Origin of the sequence: Pseudomonas sp. B22(2017) (assembly GCF_002113105.1) — a bacterium.
GTDB lineage: Bacteria > Pseudomonadota > Gammaproteobacteria > Pseudomonadales > Pseudomonadaceae > Aquipseudomonas > Aquipseudomonas asiatica.
In genome coordinates, this window is the sequence record NZ_NEJN01000002.1 from 347,040 (window position 1) to 364,592 (window position 17,553).

The 17,553-nt window shown below is 63.6% G+C and carries 17 protein-coding genes; 7 read left to right on the forward strand and 10 right to left on the reverse strand.

Annotated elements, in window-relative coordinates:
- Positions 1-16: 16 nt before the first annotated feature.
- Positions 17-2,287 carry an ATP-dependent Clp protease ATP-binding subunit ClpA gene (clpA, locus tag CAG18_RS05400; RefSeq protein WP_013973289.1) on the forward strand — a complete coding sequence of 757 codons (2,271 nt, stop codon included), beginning with the start codon at positions 17-19 and terminating at the stop codon, positions 2,285-2,287.
- Between the two features lie 171 nt (positions 2,288-2,458).
- On the opposite strand, the gene infA is transcribed toward clpA, so the two are convergent.
- From infA to aat, 3 genes are all read right to left on the reverse strand, one after another.
- A complete protein-coding gene (gene infA, locus CAG18_RS05405) occupies positions 2,459-2,677 on the reverse strand; it encodes a translation initiation factor IF-1 (RefSeq protein WP_002553999.1) in 219 nt (72 codons plus the stop codon).
- A gap of 102 nt (positions 2,678-2,779) precedes the next feature.
- A complete protein-coding gene (locus CAG18_RS05410; protein ID WP_013973288.1) occupies positions 2,780-3,487 on the reverse strand; it encodes an arginyltransferase in 708 nt (235 codons plus the stop codon).
- Positions 3,488-3,542: 55 nt separating this feature from the next.
- Positions 3,543-4,223, reverse strand: a complete 681-nt coding sequence (gene aat, locus CAG18_RS05415) for a leucyl/phenylalanyl-tRNA--protein transferase (protein ID WP_085720543.1) — start codon at positions 4,221-4,223, stop codon at positions 3,543-3,545.
- 385 nt (positions 4,224-4,608) lie between these two features.
- On the opposite strand from aat, the gene CAG18_RS05420 reads away from it, so the two are divergent.
- The 6 genes from CAG18_RS05420 to cysG all read left to right on the forward strand — a co-directional run bounded on the left by CAG18_RS05420 (position 4,609) and on the right by cysG (position 12,268).
- Positions 4,609-7,158 (forward strand): DNA translocase FtsK 4TM domain-containing protein, encoded by a 2,550-nt coding sequence (locus CAG18_RS05420; protein ID WP_371034493.1) that lies wholly within the window; start codon positions 4,609-4,611, stop codon positions 7,156-7,158.
- Between the two features lie 62 nt (positions 7,159-7,220).
- Positions 7,221-7,856, forward strand: a complete 636-nt coding sequence (gene lolA / locus CAG18_RS05425) for an outer membrane lipoprotein chaperone LolA (protein WP_015270967.1) — start codon at positions 7,221-7,223, stop codon at positions 7,854-7,856.
- 12 nt (positions 7,857-7,868) lie between these two features.
- On the forward strand, positions 7,869-9,194 hold the full coding sequence (locus CAG18_RS05430; protein WP_013973284.1) for a replication-associated recombination protein A: 1,326 nt from the start codon (positions 7,869-7,871) through the stop codon (positions 9,192-9,194).
- Positions 9,191-9,565 carry a fluoride efflux transporter CrcB gene (crcB, locus tag CAG18_RS05435; RefSeq protein WP_015270966.1) on the forward strand — a complete coding sequence of 125 codons (375 nt, stop codon included), beginning with the start codon at positions 9,191-9,193 and terminating at the stop codon, positions 9,563-9,565. The genes CAG18_RS05430 and crcB overlap by 4 nt, the downstream gene beginning before the upstream one ends.
- Positions 9,566-9,595: 30 nt before the next feature.
- Positions 9,596-10,876 carry a serine--tRNA ligase gene (gene serS / locus CAG18_RS05440; RefSeq protein ID WP_003258877.1) on the forward strand — a complete coding sequence of 427 codons (1,281 nt, stop codon included), beginning with the start codon at positions 9,596-9,598 and terminating at the stop codon, positions 10,874-10,876.
- Positions 10,877-12,268, forward strand: a complete 1,392-nt coding sequence (gene cysG, locus CAG18_RS05445) for a siroheme synthase CysG (RefSeq protein ID WP_013973282.1) — start codon at positions 10,877-10,879, stop codon at positions 12,266-12,268.
- A gap of 117 nt (positions 12,269-12,385) precedes the next feature.
- Here the strand turns inward: cysG and CAG18_RS05450 are convergent, their stop codons facing one another.
- The 7 genes from CAG18_RS05450 to CAG18_RS05480 all read right to left on the reverse strand — a co-directional run bounded on the left by CAG18_RS05450 (position 12,386) and on the right by CAG18_RS05480 (position 17,479).
- Positions 12,386-13,345, reverse strand: a complete 960-nt coding sequence (locus CAG18_RS05450; RefSeq protein WP_015270965.1) for a glutathione S-transferase family protein — start codon at positions 13,343-13,345, stop codon at positions 12,386-12,388.
- 92 nt (positions 13,346-13,437) lie between these two features.
- The gene (locus CAG18_RS05455; protein ID WP_085720544.1) at positions 13,438-14,442 is read right to left on the reverse strand and encodes a glycosyl transferase family protein; all 1,005 of its coding nucleotides are present in this window, start codon (positions 14,440-14,442) and stop codon (positions 13,438-13,440) included.
- Entirely contained in the window at positions 14,439-14,774 is a 336-nt protein-coding gene (locus CAG18_RS05460; RefSeq protein WP_025339766.1) for a TusE/DsrC/DsvC family sulfur relay protein, read from the reverse strand. The genes CAG18_RS05455 and CAG18_RS05460 overlap by 4 nt, the downstream gene beginning before the upstream one ends.
- The gene (tusB, locus tag CAG18_RS05465) at positions 14,771-15,067 is read right to left on the reverse strand and encodes a sulfurtransferase complex subunit TusB (RefSeq protein WP_054573029.1); all 297 of its coding nucleotides are present in this window, start codon (positions 15,065-15,067) and stop codon (positions 14,771-14,773) included. The genes CAG18_RS05460 and tusB overlap by 4 nt, the downstream gene beginning before the upstream one ends.
- Positions 15,067-15,426 carry a sulfurtransferase complex subunit TusC gene (gene tusC / locus CAG18_RS05470; RefSeq protein WP_061304155.1) on the reverse strand — a complete coding sequence of 120 codons (360 nt, stop codon included), beginning with the start codon at positions 15,424-15,426 and terminating at the stop codon, positions 15,067-15,069. Before tusC ends, tusB begins: the two co-directional genes overlap by 1 nt.
- Before the next feature lies 1 nt (position 15,427).
- A complete protein-coding gene (gene tusD / locus CAG18_RS05475) occupies positions 15,428-15,820 on the reverse strand; it encodes a sulfurtransferase complex subunit TusD (RefSeq protein WP_085720545.1) in 393 nt (130 codons plus the stop codon).
- A 279-nt stretch (positions 15,821-16,099) separates the two neighbouring features.
- Positions 16,100-17,479: a nucleobase:cation symporter-2 family protein gene (locus tag CAG18_RS05480; protein ID WP_013973275.1), complete on the reverse strand. Its 1,380-nt coding sequence runs from the start codon at positions 17,477-17,479 to the stop codon at positions 16,100-16,102.
- Positions 17,480-17,553 lie beyond the last annotated feature (74 nt).

The window sequence follows — 17,553 nt, forward strand, 5'->3', positions numbered from 1 at the left end:
GGTATGAGGTGAAGCTATGTTAAACCGCGAGCTCGAAGTCACCCTCAATCTTGCCTTCAAGGAGGCTCGTTCGAAGCGTCATGAGTTCATGACCGTCGAACATCTGCTGCTGGCACTCCTTGACAATGAGGCTGCCGCGACCGTTCTGCGCGCCTGTGGCGCCAATCTCGACAAACTCAAGCACGACCTGCAAGAGTTCATCGATTCCACCACACCCCTGATTCCGGTCAACGACGAAGATCGTGAAACCCAGCCGACCCTGGGCTTCCAGCGTGTACTGCAGCGTGCCGTGTTCCACGTGCAAAGCTCCGGCAAGCGTGAAGTCACTGGCGCCAACGTGCTGGTTGCGATCTTCAGCGAACAGGAAAGCCAGGCCGTGTTCCTGCTCAAGCAGCAGAGCGTGGCCCGCATCGACGTGGTCAACTACATCGCCCATGGCATCTCCAAGGTGCCGGGCCATGGTTCGCATTCCGAAAGCGACCAGGAAATGCAGGACGAAGAGGGCGGCGATACCGCCTCTTCGAGCAACCCGCTGGATGCCTATGCCAGCAACCTGAACGAGCTGGCCCGTGCCGGCCGTATCGACCCGCTGGTAGGCCGCGAGCAGGAAGTGGAGCGCGTGGCGCAAATCCTTGCCCGTCGGCGCAAGAACAACCCGCTGCTGGTGGGTGAGGCAGGCGTGGGCAAGACCGCCATCGCCGAAGGCCTGGCCAAGCGCATCGTCGATGGCCAGGTGCCCGACCTGCTGGCGCAGAGCGTGGTGTATTCCCTCGATCTCGGCGCACTGCTGGCTGGTACCAAATACCGGGGCGATTTCGAGAAGCGTTTCAAGGCGCTGCTCGGCGAACTGCGCAAACGCCCGCAGGCGATCCTGTTCATCGATGAAATCCACACCATCATTGGTGCTGGCGCGGCGTCGGGCGGGGTGATGGATGCGTCCAACTTGCTCAAGCCACTGCTGTCGTCGGGTGAAATCCGTTGCATCGGTTCGACCACCTTCCAGGAGTTCCGTGGCATCTTCGAGAAGGACCGTGCCCTGGCACGGCGCTTCCAGAAGGTTGATGTCAGCGAGCCGTCGGTCGAAGACACCGTGGGCATCCTGCGTGGCTTGAAAGGGCGCTTCGAAAGCCACCACAACATCGAGTACAGCGACGAAGCCTTGCGCGCCGCCGCTGAACTGGCCTCGCGCTACATCAATGACCGGCACATGCCGGACAAGGCCATCGACGTGATCGACGAAGCCGGTGCCTACCAGCGCCTGCAGCCGGAGGCCAACCGCGTCAAGCGCATCGACGTGCCGCAGGTCGAAGACATCGTCGCCAAGATTGCGCGCATTCCGCCGAAGCACGTCACCAGTTCCGACAAGGAACTGCTGCGCAACCTCGAGCGTGACCTGAAGTTGACCGTATTTGGTCAGGACCAGGCGATCGATTCGCTGGCCACCGCTATCAAGCTGTCCCGCGCCGGCCTCAAGTCGCCGGACAAGCCTGTCGGTTCGTTCCTGTTCGCCGGCCCGACCGGCGTCGGCAAGACCGAAGCAGCACGGCAGCTGGCCAAGGCGCTGGGGGTTGAGCTGGTGCGCTTCGACATGTCCGAGTACATGGAGCGCCACACCGTGTCGCGCCTGATCGGTGCGCCTCCTGGCTATGTTGGCTTCGATCAGGGTGGTTTGCTGACCGAGGCGATCACCAAGCAACCGCACTGCGTATTGCTGCTCGACGAAATCGAGAAGGCCCACCCGGAAGTCTTCAACTTGCTGCTGCAGGTGATGGACCACGGCACCCTGACCGACAACAACGGGCGCAAGGCCGACTTCCGCAACGTGATCCTGATCATGACCACCAACGCTGGCGCTGAAACCGCCGCGCGGGCCTCGATCGGCTTTACCCATCAGGACCATGCGTCCGATGCCATGGAAGTCATCCGCAAGAGCTTCACGCCGGAGTTCCGCAACCGCCTGGACACCATCATCCAGTTCGGCCGCCTGAGCCACGAGACGATCAAGAGCATCGTCGACAAGTTCCTTATCGAACTGCAGGCGCAGCTGGAAGACAAGCGTGTGTTGCTGGAGGTCAGCGATGATGCGCGCGGTTGGCTGGCGGCCTCGGGTTACGACGTGCAGATGGGTGCGCGGCCGATGGCGCGGTTGATCCAGGACAAGATCAAGCGGCCGCTGGCCGAGGAGATCCTGTTTGGCGAACTGGCCGAGCATGGTGGCGTGGTGCACGTCGACCTGCGCGATGGCGAGCTGGTGTTCGACTTCGAGACCACGGCTGAGGTTGCGTGACAGCGGGGGCCGCGTTGCGGCCCGTTCGCAGCACAAGGCTGCTCCTACAGGGAATGCATGCTCCCCTTGTAGGAGCGGCCTTGTGCTGCGAGCGGGCTGCAAAGCAGCCCCCTGCAATCTGACAGGCACAAAAAAGCCCGGCACATGGCCGGGCTTTTTCATGGCTAGAGCTTAGCGCGCACGGTAGGTGATGCGGCCCTTGCTCAGGTCGTAGGGCGTCAGTTCGACGCGGACCTTGTCGCCAGTGAGAATACGGATGTAGTTCTTGCGCATCTTTCCGGAGATGTGCGCGGTTACGACGTGCCCGTTTTCCAACTCCACGCGGAACATGGTGTTGGGCAGGGTGTCGACGACAGTACCTTCCATTTCGAAGCTGTCTTCTTTCGACATGCAGTAGAGCCCTCGGATCCAGTGTTGGCCCGACGCATAACCGCACCGGGCAAAAAAGTGGCGTGGATTATGCCCGAAAACTGTGTGTCAAGCCAATGCCTTTCAGTTGAGGGTGACCCAGCGCTGGTTTATCAGCAATTCGATAGGTCGATACTGTGTCTTGTAGTTCATTTTCTTGCAGTTCTTGATCCAGTAACCCAGGTAAACCGCTTCCAGGTCCTGGCGCAGGGCTTCGGTAATCTGCCAGAGAATGGCAAAGCGGCCCAGGCTCCGGCGTTCTTCGTCCGGCTCGTAGAAGGTGTACACAGCCGACAGGCCGTTGGGCAGCAGGTCGCACACCGCCACCGCCATCAAGCGGCCTTCCAGGCGGAACTCATAGAACCAGCAGAACGGCAGGTCGCGCACCAGGAAGGTGGAGAACTGATCGCGGCTGGGCGGGTACATGTCACCGTCGGCATGGCGCGTTTCGATATAGCGCCGGTACAGCTCGAAGTACTCTTCCTTGAACGCCGGGCGTGCGGCGGTCACGGTCAGGTCGGCGTTGCGCTTGAGGATGCGCCGTTGCTGGCGGTTTGGGATGAAGCGCGCCGCCGGGATGCGTGCCGGCACGCAGGCATTGCAGTTCTGGCAGTGCGGGCGGTACAGGTGGTCGCCACTGCGGCGGAAGCCCATTTCCGACAAATCGGCGTACACGTGCACGTCCATCGGCTGGCTGGGGTCGAGGAACAGCGTGGTTGCCTGTTCGTCGGGCAGGTAGCTGCAGGAGTGGGGTTGAGTGGCATAGAACTTCAACCGCGCCAACTCTGTCATGATCAACCCCCTCGGTGAGACTTTGTTTAAGTGTAAGCCAGCTACGGGAACTCGCCTAGGGAAGCCATGTGGCGCTGTTGGGCTGGTCGAGGTGGCGTGCCAGGTAGTCGGCAAACTCGGCGCGGCTGATGGCATGGGCTCCCAGGCTGTGCAAATGGTTGGTTGGCATCTGGCAGTCGATGAGGACGAAACCGGCCTGGCGCAGGTGGTTGACCAAAGTCACGAAGCCGACCTTGGAAGCGTTGTCGGCGCGGCTGAACATCGATTCACCGAAGAACAGCTGGCCCATGGCCAAGCCATACAGACCGCCGACCAGCTCGCCGTCCTGGTGCACCTCCACCGAATGGGCGATGCCGCGTCGGTGCAGCTCGCAGTAGGCGGCACGCATGGTGTCGGTGATCCAGGTGCCGTCGGCGTAGTCACGTGGCGCGGCGCAGGCGGCGATCACCGCGGGGAAGTCTGTGTCGAAGCTGACCTGGTAACGGCCCTGGCGCATCAGCTTGGCCAGCGAGCGCGACACGTGCAGCTGGTCCGGGAGCAGCACCGTGCGCGGGTCGGGTGACCACCAGAGGATCGGCTGGCCGTCCTGATACCACGGGAAGCAGCCATGGCGATAGGCCTGCACCAGGCGCTCGGGGCTCAGGTCGCCGCCGGCAGCGAGCAGGCCGTTGGGGTCATGCAGGGCCTTTTCCAGAGGCGGGAAGGTCAGCGAGTCGCGGGTCAGCCAGGTGAGCATGGTCTATCGTGCGGTGGGGGAGGGGAGAGGGCAGCATGGCGCGGGTGAAAAGCAGGGTCAATCTCTTTGGCTTCTTCGCGGGCGCGCCCGCTCCCACAGGCCATGTGCAGGCTCTGAAGCCTGCGGGGTACCTGTGGGAGCGGGCAAGCCCGCGAAGAGGCCGGCACAGGTGATGAAAATAGGCAATTTCCTACACATTCATGAAACCGCAGGCACCATCCGCTACATTTGCTGTCACACCTGTGCAAAAACACAGCATAAGCCTTTGTCACAAAAGAAAATGCATGCTCAAATTGCAGCTATATGAAAGTCGCCCCCGGCCAAAACCCCATCTGGCGTGCCGCCATGGCGGCTGGCGGGCAGTAATGTTAAAAGTAGTGGTTCATTGGCCGCACCGTCGGCCGATCACTATTGGACGCGCAGCACGCGCAGGAATAGACGCGTTTTGAAGAAATCCACCGCAACTCCAGCTCCCTTGCCCGTCCCTCTGTGGCGGCAGCAGCTGCATTATCGCCTCAAGGAAGGTGCGTTGATCGCTGTCGGCGCCCTGTGCCTGTACCTGTGGATGGCGCTGCTGACCTACGATACGTCGGACCCGGGCTTCAGCCACACCAGCAACGTCGACCAGGTGCAGAACGCCGCCGGGCGTGCCGGTGCCTACTTCGCCGACATCCTGTTCATGGTGCTGGGGTACTTCGCCTACATCTTCCCGCTGCTGCTGGCGATAAAGACCTGGCAGATCTTCCGCGAACGCCACCAGCCCTGGGACTGGAGCGGCTGGCTGTTCTCCTGGCGGCTGATCGGCCTGGTGTTTCTGGTGCTGTCTGGTGCGGCGCTGGCCCATATCCATTTCCACCCGCCTGCGAGCATGCCGTTCTCCGCCGGTGGTGCATTGGGCGAGAGCCTCGGCGACCTGGCGCGCAACCTGCTGAACGTGCAGGGCAGCACGCTGATGTTCATTGCCCTGTTCCTGTTCGGCCTGACCGTGTTCACCGACCTGTCGTGGTTCAAGGTGATGGACCTGACCGGCAAGATCACCCTCGACCTGTTCGAGCTGGTGCAGGGCGCCGCCAACCGTTGGTGGGAAGCGCGCAACGAGCGCAAGCGCCTGGAGGCGCAGCTGCGCGAGGATGAACCGGTGGTCAAGGCCGCGCCAATGGCCGCCGACAAGCGCGAACCGGCCAAGCCGGCGCTGCGCGAGCGCATTTTCAAGCGTGAAGAAGCACCTGCCCAGCCGGTCGAACCACGTGAGCCAACCCTGTCGCGCGAGCCTGTGGTGCCACGTGAGTCGCCGGCACCTCGTGAGCCGGTAATCTCTCGCGAACCACCTGCCGCGGCCCCGATGATCGTGCCGCCGACACCCGCCAGGGCGCCGGAGCCGAGCAAGCGGGTGATGAAGGAGAAGCAGGCGCCGCTGTTCGTCGACAGCGCGGTGGAAGGCACCTTGCCGTCGATCTCCATCCTCGACCCGGCCGAACAGAAGAAGATCGAGTATTCGCCGGAATCCCTGGCCGGTGTCGGCCAGCTGCTGGAAATCAAACTCAAGGAATTCGGCGTGGAAGTGGCGGTGGACTCGATCCACCCGGGCCCGGTGATTACCCGTTACGAAATCCAGCCGGCCGCCGGTGTGAAGGTCAGCCGTATCGCCAACCTGGCCAAGGACCTGGCGCGTTCGCTGGCAGTGACCAGTGTGCGTGTGGTCGAGGTCATCCCCGGCAAGACCACCGTGGGTATCGAGATCCCCAACGAGAACCGGCAGATGGTGCGTTTCTCCGAAGTGCTGGCCACGCCGCAGTACGACGAGCAGAAATCGCCGGTCACCCTGGCCCTGGGCCACGACATCGGCGGCAAGCCGGTGATCACCGACCTGGCCAAGATGCCGCACTTGCTGGTGGCCGGTACTACCGGTTCCGGTAAGTCGGTGGGTGTGAACGCGATGATCCTGTCGATCCTGTTCAAGTCCAGCCCGGAAGACGCGCGGCTGATCATGATCGACCCGAAAATGCTCGAACTGTCGATCTACGAGGGCATCCCGCACCTGCTGTGCCCGGTGGTCACCGACATGAAGGACGCCGCCAACGCCTTGCGCTGGAGCGTGGCCGAGATGGAGCGGCGCTACAAGCTGATGGCGGCCATGGGCGTGCGTAACCTGGCCGGCTTCAACCGCAAGATCAAGGACGCCCAGGAAGCCGGCGAGATCATCCATGACCCGCTGTACCGCCGCGAGAGCATGGACGACGAGCCGCCTGCGCTGAAAACCCTGCCGACCATCGTGGTGGTGGTCGACGAATTCGCCGACATGATGATGATCGTCGGCAAGAAGGTCGAAGAGCTGATCGCCCGTATCGCCCAGAAGGCGCGGGCCGCCGGTATCCACCTGATCCTCGCCACCCAGCGCCCGTCGGTGGACGTGATTACCGGCCTGATCAAGGCCAACATCCCGACCCGCATGGCGTTCCAGGTGTCGAGCAAGATCGACTCGCGGACCATCATCGACCAGGGTGGTGCCGAGCAGCTGCTGGGCCACGGTGACATGCTGTACATGCCGCCGGGCACCAGCCTGCCGATTCGCGTGCACGGCGCGTTCGTCTCCGACGACGAGGTGCACCGCGTGGTCGAAGCGTGGAAGCTGCGCGGCGCCCCGGACTACAACGACGACATCCTCAACGGCGTCGAGGAGGCCGGCAGCGGCTTCGAAGGCGGCGGTGGTGGTGGCGATGGCGAAGATTCGGAAAGCGACGCCCTGTATGATGAGGCCGTGCAGTTCGTGCTGGAAAGCCGCCGCGCGTCCATCTCGGCCGTGCAGCGCAAACTGAAGATCGGCTACAACCGCGCCGCCCGCATGATCGAAGCCATGGAAATGGCCGGCGTGGTCACCCCCATGAACAGCAACGGCTCGCGGGAAGTGATAGCCCCGGGCGGCCCGCGCGACTGACGAACACCTTGCCGTGCGCCAACGGTGGCGCCCGGCCTTTTCAATGCTCGATGAGGACTCCCATGCGCGCGATTCGCATGCTGTTGGTTTCTGCCCTGGCCGCGGCTTCTGTGTCGGCCACCGTATCGGCTTATGCCGGTGAGCAAGACGTACAACGCCTGACCCAATTGCTGGAAAAGTCGCAGACCATCGAGGCCAACTTTTCCCAGCTGACCCTGGACGCCGGCGGCACCAGCCTGCAGGAAACCTCCGGCAAGATGACCGTCAAGCGCCCTGGCCTGTTCTACTGGCACACCGATGCGCCGCAGGAGCAGGTGGTGGTATCCGACGGCAAGAACGTCACCCTGTGGGACCCGGACCTGGAGCAGGCAACCATCAAGAAACTCGACCAGCGCCTGAACCAGACCCCGGCGCTGCTGCTGTCCGGTGACGTGTCGAAGATCAGCCAGAGCTTCGACATCAGCTCGAAGGAGCAGGGCGAAGTGATGGACTTCACCCTCAAGCCGAAGACCAAGGACACCCTGTTCGACTCGCTGCGCGTGTCGTTCCGCAAGGGCCTGATCAACGACATGCAACTGATCGACAGTGTCGGCCAGCGCACCAACATCCTGTTCAATGGCGTGAAAGCCAACCAGGCGGTGCCGGACAGCAAGTTCAAGTTCGACATCCCCAAAGGCGCGGACGTCATCAAGGAGTAACCAGAGCTCGCCATGGACCTGTTTCGAAGCGAACCCGTCGCCCAGCCCCTGGCTGCTCGTCTGCGCCCGTCCAACCTGGACGAGTACGTCGGCCAGGAGCACCTGCTGGCGCGCGGCAAACCGCTGCGCGAAGCGCTGGAGCAGGGTGCGCTGCACTCGATGATCTTCTGGGGGCCGCCGGGCGTGGGCAAGACCACCCTCGCGCGGCTGCTGGCGCAGTTCTGCGATGCGCACTTCGAAACGGTGTCGGCGGTATTGGCCGGGGTGAAGGAGATTCGCCAGGCGGTCGAGGTGGCCAAGCAGCAGGCTGGCCAGTACGGCCGCCGAACCATCCTGTTCGTCGACGAAGTGCACCGCTTCAACAAGTCGCAGCAGGATGCCTTCCTGCCCTATGTGGAAGACGGCACCCTGCTGTTCATTGGCGCCACCACCGAAAACCCGTCGTTCGAGCTGAACAACGCATTGTTGTCGCGGGCGCGGGTGTATGTGCTCAAGAGCCTGGACGAGGCGGCGCTGCGCAAGCTGGTCAACCGCGCGTTGACTGAAGAGCGCGGCCTGGGCAAGCGCAACCTGCGGGTTGGCGACGACGCCTTCAAGATGCTGATGGCCGCCGCCGACGGCGATGGCCGGCGCATGCTCAACTTCCTGGAAAACGCCTCGGACCTGGCTGAAGACGGCAGCGAGATCGATGTCGAGATGTTGCAGAGCCTGCTCGGCGACAGCCGCCGCCGCTTCGACAAGGGTGGCGAGGCGTTCTACGACCAGATTTCCGCGCTGCACAAGTCAGTGCGTGGCTCCAACCCCGATGGCGCCCTGTACTGGTTCGCGCGCATGCTCGATGGCGGCTGCGATCCGCTGTACATTGCCCGCCGCGTGGTGCGCATGGCCAGCGAAGACATCGGCAACGCCGACCCGCGCGCGCTCAGCCTGTGCCTGGCGGCCTGGGATGTGCAAGAGCGTCTGGGCAGCCCCGAGGGCGAACTGGCGGTAGCCCAGGCCATCACCTACCTTGCCTGTGCGCCGAAGAGCAACGCGGTGTACATGGGCTTCAAGACCGCCCTGCGCGAGGCCGCCGAGCATGGCTCGCTGGAAGTGCCGTTGCACCTGCGCAACGCCCCGACCAAGCTGATGAAGCAACTGGGCTACGGCGACGAGTACCGCTATGCCCACGATGAACCCGACGCTTATGCCGCCGGCGAAGACTACTTCCCCGAGGAACTCGAGCCGCGCCAGTACTACCAGCCGGTGCCCCGTGGCCTGGAACTGAAGATTGGCGAGAAGCTGCGCCACCTGGCCGACCTTGACCGCAACAGCCCCCGCCAGCGGAGAAAGCCGTGATTGCACTGATTGCCGCCGTCAGCGCTGGCGGTATTGCCGGTACCTTGTTGCGCTTTGCCACCACCAACTGGGTGTCTGCCCACTGGCCACGGCACTTCTATCTCGGTACGCTGGCGGTCAACCTGGTTGGCTGCCTGCTGATCGGCCTGCTTTATGGTCTGTTCTTGCACAAGCCGATCGTGCCGGTCGAGCTGCGCGCCGGGCTGATCGTCGGCTTCCTCGGCGGCCTGACGACTTTTTCCTCCTTTTCGCTGGATACCGTACGCCTGCTGGAAAGCGGGCAAGTGCCCTTGGCTTTGGGCTATACCGGTATCAGCGTGGTGGGCGGGCTGCTCGCGACCTGGGCCGGCCTGTCCCTGACCCGATTCTGAACCAACACCTACACATAACGAGAGAACGATATGCTCGATTCCAAACTGTTACGCGGCCAACTTCAGGAAGTGGCGGATCGCCTGGCCTCCCGTGGCTTCAGCCTGGATGTCGCGCGCATCGAATCACTGGAAGAGCGCCGCAAGGCGGTGCAGACCCGCACCGAGCAGCTGCAGGCCGAGCGTAACGCCCGTTCCAAGTCCATCGGCCAGGCCAAGGCCAAGGGCGAAGATATTGCGCCGCTGATGGCTGACGTCGAGCGCATGGCCAACGAACTGGCTGCCGGCAAGACCGAACTGGACGGCATCCAGGCCGAACTGGATGGCATCCTGCTGACCATCCCCAACCTGCCGGACGCCAGCGTGCCGGTTGGTGCCAGCGAAGACGACAACGTCGAAGTGCGCCGTTGGGGTACGCCGAAGGCTTTCGACTTCGAAATCAAGGACCATGTCGCCCTTGGCGAAGTCAGCGGTGGCCTGGACTTCGAAGCTGCCGCCAAGCTGTCTGGCGCGCGTTTTGCCGTGCTGCGTGGTCCAGTTGCCCGCCTGCACCGCGCCCTGGCGCAATTCATGATCAACCTGCACACCGGCGAGCACGGTTACGAGGAGCACTACACCCCGTACCTGGTCCAGGCCCCGGCCCTGCAGGGTACCGGCCAGCTGCCGAAGTTCGAGGAAGACCTGTTCAAGATCAGCCGCGAAGGCGAGGCCGACTTCTACCTGATCCCGACTGCCGAAGTGTCGCTGACCAACCTGGTGGCCGGTGAAATCCTCGATGCCAAGCAGCTGCCACTGAAGCTGGTTGCCCACACCCCGTGCTTCCGCAGCGAAGCCGGTGCTTCCGGTCGTGACACCCGCGGCATGATCCGCCAGCACCAGTTCGACAAGGTCGAGATGGTGCAGGTGGTCGAGCCGTCCAAGTCGATGGAAGCCCTGGAAGGCCTGACTGCCAACGCCGAGCGCGTGCTGCAGCTGCTGGAGCTGCCGTACCGCGTGCTGGCCCTGTGCACCGGCGACATGGGCTTTGGCGCGGTGAAGACCTACGACCTGGAAGTGTGGGTACCAAGCCAGGACAAGTACCGCGAAATCAGCTCGTGTTCCAACTGCGGCGATTTCCAGGCGCGCCGCATGCAGGCCCGCTGGCGCAACCCGGAAACCGGCAAGCCAGAGCTGGTGCATACCCTCAACGGGTCCGGCCTGGCCGTAGGCCGTACCTTGGTTGCCGTACTGGAAAACTACCAGCAGGCCGACGGTTCCATCCGTGTGCCGGAAGTGCTGAAGCCTTACATGGGCGGCGTCGAGGTCATCCGCTAAATGGATTACCTGCCGCTGTTCCACAAGCTGCAGGGCGGCCGCGTGCTGGTCGTTGGCGGCGGTGAGATCGCTTTGCGCAAAGCGCGCCTGCTGGCCGACGCCGGCGCCGCGCTGCGCGTGGTTGCACCGGATGTCGACGGCCAGTTGGCCGCGCTGGCCCGGGAAGGTGGCGGCGAGGTGCTGGTGCGCGGCTATCAGGCAGCCGACCTGGTCGGTTGCCGGCTGGTGATTGCGGCCACCGACGACCCGGGGCTCAATGCCCAGGTGTCGGCGGATGCGCAGGCACTCAGCCTGCCGGTCAACGTGGTGGATGCGCCGGCCCTGTGCACGGTGATCTTCCCGGCGATCGTCGACCGTTCGCCGTTGGTGGTTGCGGTGTCCAGTGGCGGTGATGCTCCGGTGCTGGCGCGTTTGATTCGCGCCAAGCTGGAGGCCTGGATCCCGTCCGCCTACGGCGAACTGGCCGGCCTGGCCGCACGCTTCCGCGACAAGGTCAAGGCCTTGTACCCGGACGTTAACCAGCGCCGTGGCTTCTGGGAAACCGTGTTCCAAGGGCCTATTGCCGAGCGTCAGCTGGCCGGGCAGGGCGCCGAGGCCGAGCGCCTGTTGCAGGCGATGGTCGACGGTGCACCGGTGCAGCAGGGCGGTGAGGTGTACCTGGTGGGGGCTGGCCCGGGCGATCCGGACTTGCTGACCTTCCGCGCCTTGCGCCTGATGCAGCAGGCCGACGTGGTGCTGTACGACCGCCTGGTGGCACCGGCGATTATCGAGATGTGCCGACGTGATGCCGAGCGTATCTACGTGGGCAAGCGTCGCGCCGACCATGCCGTGCCACAGGACCAGATCAACCGCCTTCTGGTCGACCTGGCCCGGCAGGGCAAGCGTGTGTTGCGCCTGAAGGGCGGCGACCCGTTCATCTTCGGCCGGGGCGGCGAAGAGATCGAAGAGCTGGCCGAGCACGGCATCCCGTTCCAGGTGGTGCCGGGCATTACCGCAGCCAGCGGTTGTTCCGCCTATGGCGGGATTCCGCTGACTCACCGCGACTATGCCCAATCGGTGCGTTTCGTGACCGGGCACCTGAAGGATGGCACCAGCAATCTGCCGTGGCATGACCTGGTAGCGCCGGCGCAGACCCTGGTGTTCTACATGGGCTTGGTGGGGTTGCCGACCATCTGTGCCGAGCTGATTCGCCATGGCCGCGCGGCCAGTACCCCTGCGGCGCTGGTGCAGCAGGGGACTACGCGTAATCAGCGGGTGTTCACCGGCACCCTGGCGGACTTGCCGGACCTGGTGGCGCAGCATGAAGTGCATGCGCCGACCCTGGTGATTGTCGGGGAAGTGGTGCAGTTGCGTGACAAGCTGGCCTGGTTCGAAGGTTCGCAGAATAGCTGAAATCGTTGGGGCCGCTTTGCGGCCCGTTCGCAGCACAAGGCTGCTCCTACAGGGGGCCGCGTTTCCTGTAGGAGCAGCCTTGTGCTGCGAACGGGCTGCAAAGCAGCCCCGACAGCCTCAAACCTGCCAAATCCCCTTGCCTGCCAACTGCTCCCGATCATGCGGCAGGTTGAAGTCCTGCAGCGGCCCCTTGGGCACGATCCCGTTCGGGTTGATGGTCTTGTGGCTCATGTAGTAGTGCTTCTGGATATGCTCCATGTCCACTGTGCCCGCCACCCCCGGCCACTGGTACAGTTCACGCAGCCAGTTCGACAGGTTGTGATAGTCGCTCAGGCGGCGCAGGTTGCACTTGAAGTGCCCGTGGTACACGGCATCGAAGCGCACCAGGGTGGTGAACAGGCGCACATCGGCCTCGGTCAGGTATTCCCCGGCCAGGTAGCGGTTGCGGCTCAGCAAGTCTTCCAGGTAGTCCAGTTCGTTGAACACTTCGTCAAACGCAGCCTCGTAGGCTTCCTGCGTAGTGGCAAAGCCTGCGCGATATACGCCATTGTTCACCGCCGGGTAGATGCGCTCGTTCAGCGCCTCGATGGTCGGGCGCAGCGGCTCTGGGTACAGGTCCAGTGTATTGCCGGTCAGTTCGTTGAACGCGCTGTTGAAGATGCGGATGATCTCCGACGACTCATTGTTGACGATGCGTTTCTCTTTCTTGTCCCACAGCACCGGTACAGTCACGCGGCCAGTGTAGTGCGGGTCATCCTGGGTGTAGCGCTGGTGCAGGTACTGCAGCGCGTCGAGGTGGTCGCCGCTGGAACCTTGCTGCTGGTCGAAAGTCCAGCCATGGTCCTGCATCAGCCAGCTGACCACCGACACGTCGATCAGTGGCTCCAGGCCCTTGAGGGCACGGAAGATCAGGGTGCGGTGTGCCCATGGGCAGGCCAGCGAGACGTACAGGTGGTAACGGCCAGCTTCGGGAGCGGGCAGCTGATTGCGGCGTTGGGCGTTTTCGCGTTTGAACGTGCCGTCCTTGCCGTTTTCATACCACTGGTCATGCCAGCGGCCGTCGATCAAAAGGCCCATGGTGAGCTCCTCGGAACAAAGTTGTTTGTCGTTGGAGCCCAGTCTAGGGAAAAACGTTCGAATAACTAGCGCAAAGACTGCACTCTTACTATCTAGTTATTAGATTGGTTGCGTGCGCCCCAGTAACCGCGTGCCGTGGCGAAAGCCTGCTCACGGTCTTGGCCCAGGCCGCGCAGGGCAAGGGCGATGGTTGCGACCACGGCCATCTCACCGTAGCTGTCCTCGGTCTCGCCGCGCCAGACCGCCAGCAATTGCTCCGGCTGCAGGCTTGGCGGCTTCACGTGGCGGCGTTCGCTCAGCGCTGGCCATTCCTCGTCCCAGGCTTCGCCGGCGGTGGTGCCGTATAGATGGCTGATGACATCGGGGTTGACCTCAATCTCGCCGCCATCACCCTTGATTACCACGGCATGGTCGCCCAGCAGGCGGCTGGCCTCGCGGTGTACTGCCTGGTAGCCGGGGTGGAAGATGCTCTGCAGGCCACAACGCGCAGCCAGCGGGTTGAGCACCCGGGCCAGCGAATGGATGGGCGAACGCAGGCCCAGGGTGTTGCGCAGGTCGATCATGCGCTGCAACTGCGGCGCCCAGTCCTGCAGCGGGAAGAAGGCCAGGCGCTGCTGGTCCAGGGCCTGGCTGACGGCAGCCCAGTCACGGCACAGCGGGATGTCCAGCAAGGACAGCAACTGCTCGGTGTACAGGCGCCCGGCGGTGTGCGCACCGCCACCGTGCATCAGGATGCGCACGCCATTGTTGGCCAGGCATTTGGCAGCCAGCAGATACCAGGGCAGATGGCGTTTCTTGCCGGCGTAAGTGGGCCAGTCCAAGTCCACGGCGATACGCGGTGCCTGCAGTTGCGCGCGCAGGGCTTCGGTGAAGCCGGCCAGTTCTTCGGCGCTTTCTTCCTTGTGCCGCAGCAGCATGAGGAAGGCACCGAGCTGGGCATCTTCGACCTTGCCTTCCAGCAGCAGAGTCATGGCCGTGCGGGCTTCTTCACGGGTCAGGCCACGCGCGCCGCGCTTGCCTTTGCCAAGAATGCGCACGAACTCGGCGAACGGGTGTTCGGCAGGGGTTTCCAGGGTAAGCGGGCGAGGTTCTGTCATATGCAGTTGGTCGGCTTGGGCAGGCCCGCCAGCTTGGCGGCCAGTTTGGCGGGAGTGCCGTTGAACAGGCGGTTGAGGTGCGGGCTGTTGCCCTTGTCCGGGCCCAGTTTGAGGGCTGTGTACTTGATCAGCGGGCGCGTGGCCGGGGACAGCTGGTATTCCTGGTAGAACTGGCGCAGCAGTTCGAGGATTTCCCAGTGGTCCGCCGTCAAAGGGATGCCCTCGCGCGCGGCCAAAGCCTCGGCGGCGGCATGCGACCAGTCTTGCAGGTCGACCAGGAAGCCGTCCTTGTCCAGGGCGATCGCCTGATCGCCAACGTTGAGGGTATTCATAGCCAGCTGTTGACCTTGTCGTAATGCAGCGACAGTTCGACGAACCCGGCGTAGTCCACGGCCTTGGCCAGTTCGTTGGCGATCGCGCGGGCCTGCACGTCTTCTTCCAGGGCGAACAGGCGCTGGGCCAGGCCGGCGTCTTGCAGCCGGCGGTGCGGTTCGCTGCCGGTGCGCAGGGCATATACAGCATCGCCGCACAGCAGCAGGGCGTCGTCGGTGCCGAGCAGGCGCAGGCAGCTGGCCAGGCGCTCGTCGCCAAACGGTGAGTGGGCAATTACATGCAGGGTCGTCATCAGAGCGTTACCACCTGGTCGAAACGGGCGATCAGTGCGGTCAGGGCCGCGTCGTCCAGCACTTGCACCGGCAGCGCCAGATTGTCGGCTGCCAGGCCGCGGCGAGTGAGGCTGTGGCTGCAGGCGAACAGTTCCTCGACGCCGAACATTGGCAGCGCCTGCAAGTTGGCGGTCAGGTTCTTCTGTTGCACGACGGTGGGCTGCTGGTCTGCGGCGAGCTGGAGCACGCCGTCATCGAGGAACAGCATGCCCAGCGGCAGATCGAACGCGCCGCCAGCCAGGGCGATGTCCAGTGCTTCACGGGCCGATGGGCCGTTCCAGGGCGCCTGGCGGCTGATGATCAACAAGGATTTGGCCATTTCAGTCGCCTCCGAAGCAGACAAGGCGATCGGCAACTTGCGCCGCCTCATGAAGCTGGCCAAGCCCCGACAGCTCCCAAGGCTTGGGCAGGTTCACGGCCGGGCGCTGGTAGCGGTTGGCCTCGGCCTGGTCGAGCACGCCACGGCGCAAGGCAGCGGCGATGCACACCACCGCGTCCAGCTGGTTGGCTGCAATGAAGGCGCGCCATTGGCCGGCAACATCCAGCTCGTCCTGGGGGGCGACCACGTTGGCAGAGGCACTGTGTACCCCGTCCTGGTAGAAGAACAGCCGGGCAATCTCATGCCCGCCGGCCAGCACCGCCTCGGCGTAGCGCAGGGCACGCCGCGAGGAGGGCGCATGGGCCGGGGAGAACACCGCGATAGCGAATTTCATGGATAACTCATGCAAAAGGAATGGTGCCATGATAAAGCAAAAAAGCCCGCGCCCGCTTGTGCATGGCGGGGCGGGCTTTCTGTCTTGAACCAATCTGAAGGCCGGCGCTATCCCGGTAGGGGCAACTGCCTTGTGTTGTCTGTACTGGCCTCATCGCTGGCAAGCCAGGCTCCTACAGGGACTGCGCATGGCTTCAGATCAATGCGGTCGAGGTGGGAGCTGGCTTGCCTGCGATGGGCTGCGCAGCAGCCCCATGGCCCTGACAGTCGAACACCAGGCTCAAGCCTGTTCCTTGCTCTCCGGCAAGAACCAGTTCAACACCAGGGCACAGATACCCCCGGTAGCCACGCCCGACTCCAGCACATTGCGAATCGCCGCCGGCATGTGCGCCAGGAACTCCGGCACCTGCGCCACACCCAGGCCCAGGGCCAGGGATACAGCGATGATCAGCAGGGCACGACGGTCCAGGCGAGTGCTGGCCAGGATATTGATCCCCGAAGCCGCAACCGCCCCGAACATGACCATGGCCGCACCGCCCAGCACCGGCTCCGGCACCGCCTGGATCACCCCGGCAACGCTCGGGAACAGCCCCAGCAGCACCAGCATCACGGCAATCCACATGCCGATATGGCGGCTGGCGATCCCTGTCAGCTGAATCACGCCATTGTTCTGGGCAAAGATCGAGCTCGGGAAGGTGTTGAACAAACCGGCCAGCAGCGAGTTGGCCCCGTTCACCAGCACACCGCCCTTGATCCGCTGCATCCACACCGGCCCTTCGACCGGCTGGCGCGACACCTTGCTGGTGGCGGTGACGTCACCGATGGCTTCCAGCGAAGTTACCAGGTAGATCACCAGCATCGGGATGAACAGTGCCCAGGAGAAGCCCAGGCCGAAGTGCAGCGGCGTCGGCACCTGGAACAGCGCGGCTTCGTGCATGCCGGTGAAATCCAGGCGGCCCAGGTAGCCGGCCAGCGCATAACCGACCGCCAGGGCGATAACGATGGCGCAGCTGCGCATCCACACCACCGGGATGCGGTTGAGGATGACGATGATCGCCAGCACCACGCCCGACAGCAGCAGGTTCTCGCCATTGGCGAAGGTGCCATTGGCCATGGCGCCGAAGCCGCCACCCATGCTGATCAGGCCGACCTTGATCAGGGTCAGGCCGATCATCAACACCACGATGCCGGTTACCAGCGGGGTGATCAGGCGTTTGACGAAGGGCAGGATGCGCGACACGCCCATCTCGACGAACGAGCCGGCGATTACTACGCCAAAGATAGCTGCCATGACGCCTTCCACCGGGGTGCCTTGCTTGACCATGAGCGCTCCGCCGGCGATCAGCGGGCCGACGAAGTTGAAGCTGGTGCCCTGGACGATCAGCAGCCCGGCACCGAATGGCCCGAAGCGCTTGCACTGGACGAAAGTGGCGATACCCGAGATGACCAGCGACATGGAGACGATCAGGTTGGTATCACGTGCCGAAACACCCAGAGCCTGGCAAATCAGCAGGCCAGGGGTGACGATCGGCACGATGATCGCCAATAGGTGCTGCAGTGCTGCCAGCAGGCCGATCAACAGCCGTGGCTTGTCCTCCAGACCAAGCACCAGTTCATTGGCAGGCGCCGCCGCGCCTGGGCTGTGTTCGTGTGAGCTCATTGCGAAAAGCTGCCCCGGAAGAAAAAAGGAGCGCATTCTACGGGGTGATGGCGAATTGGGGTAGAGAAAAGCAC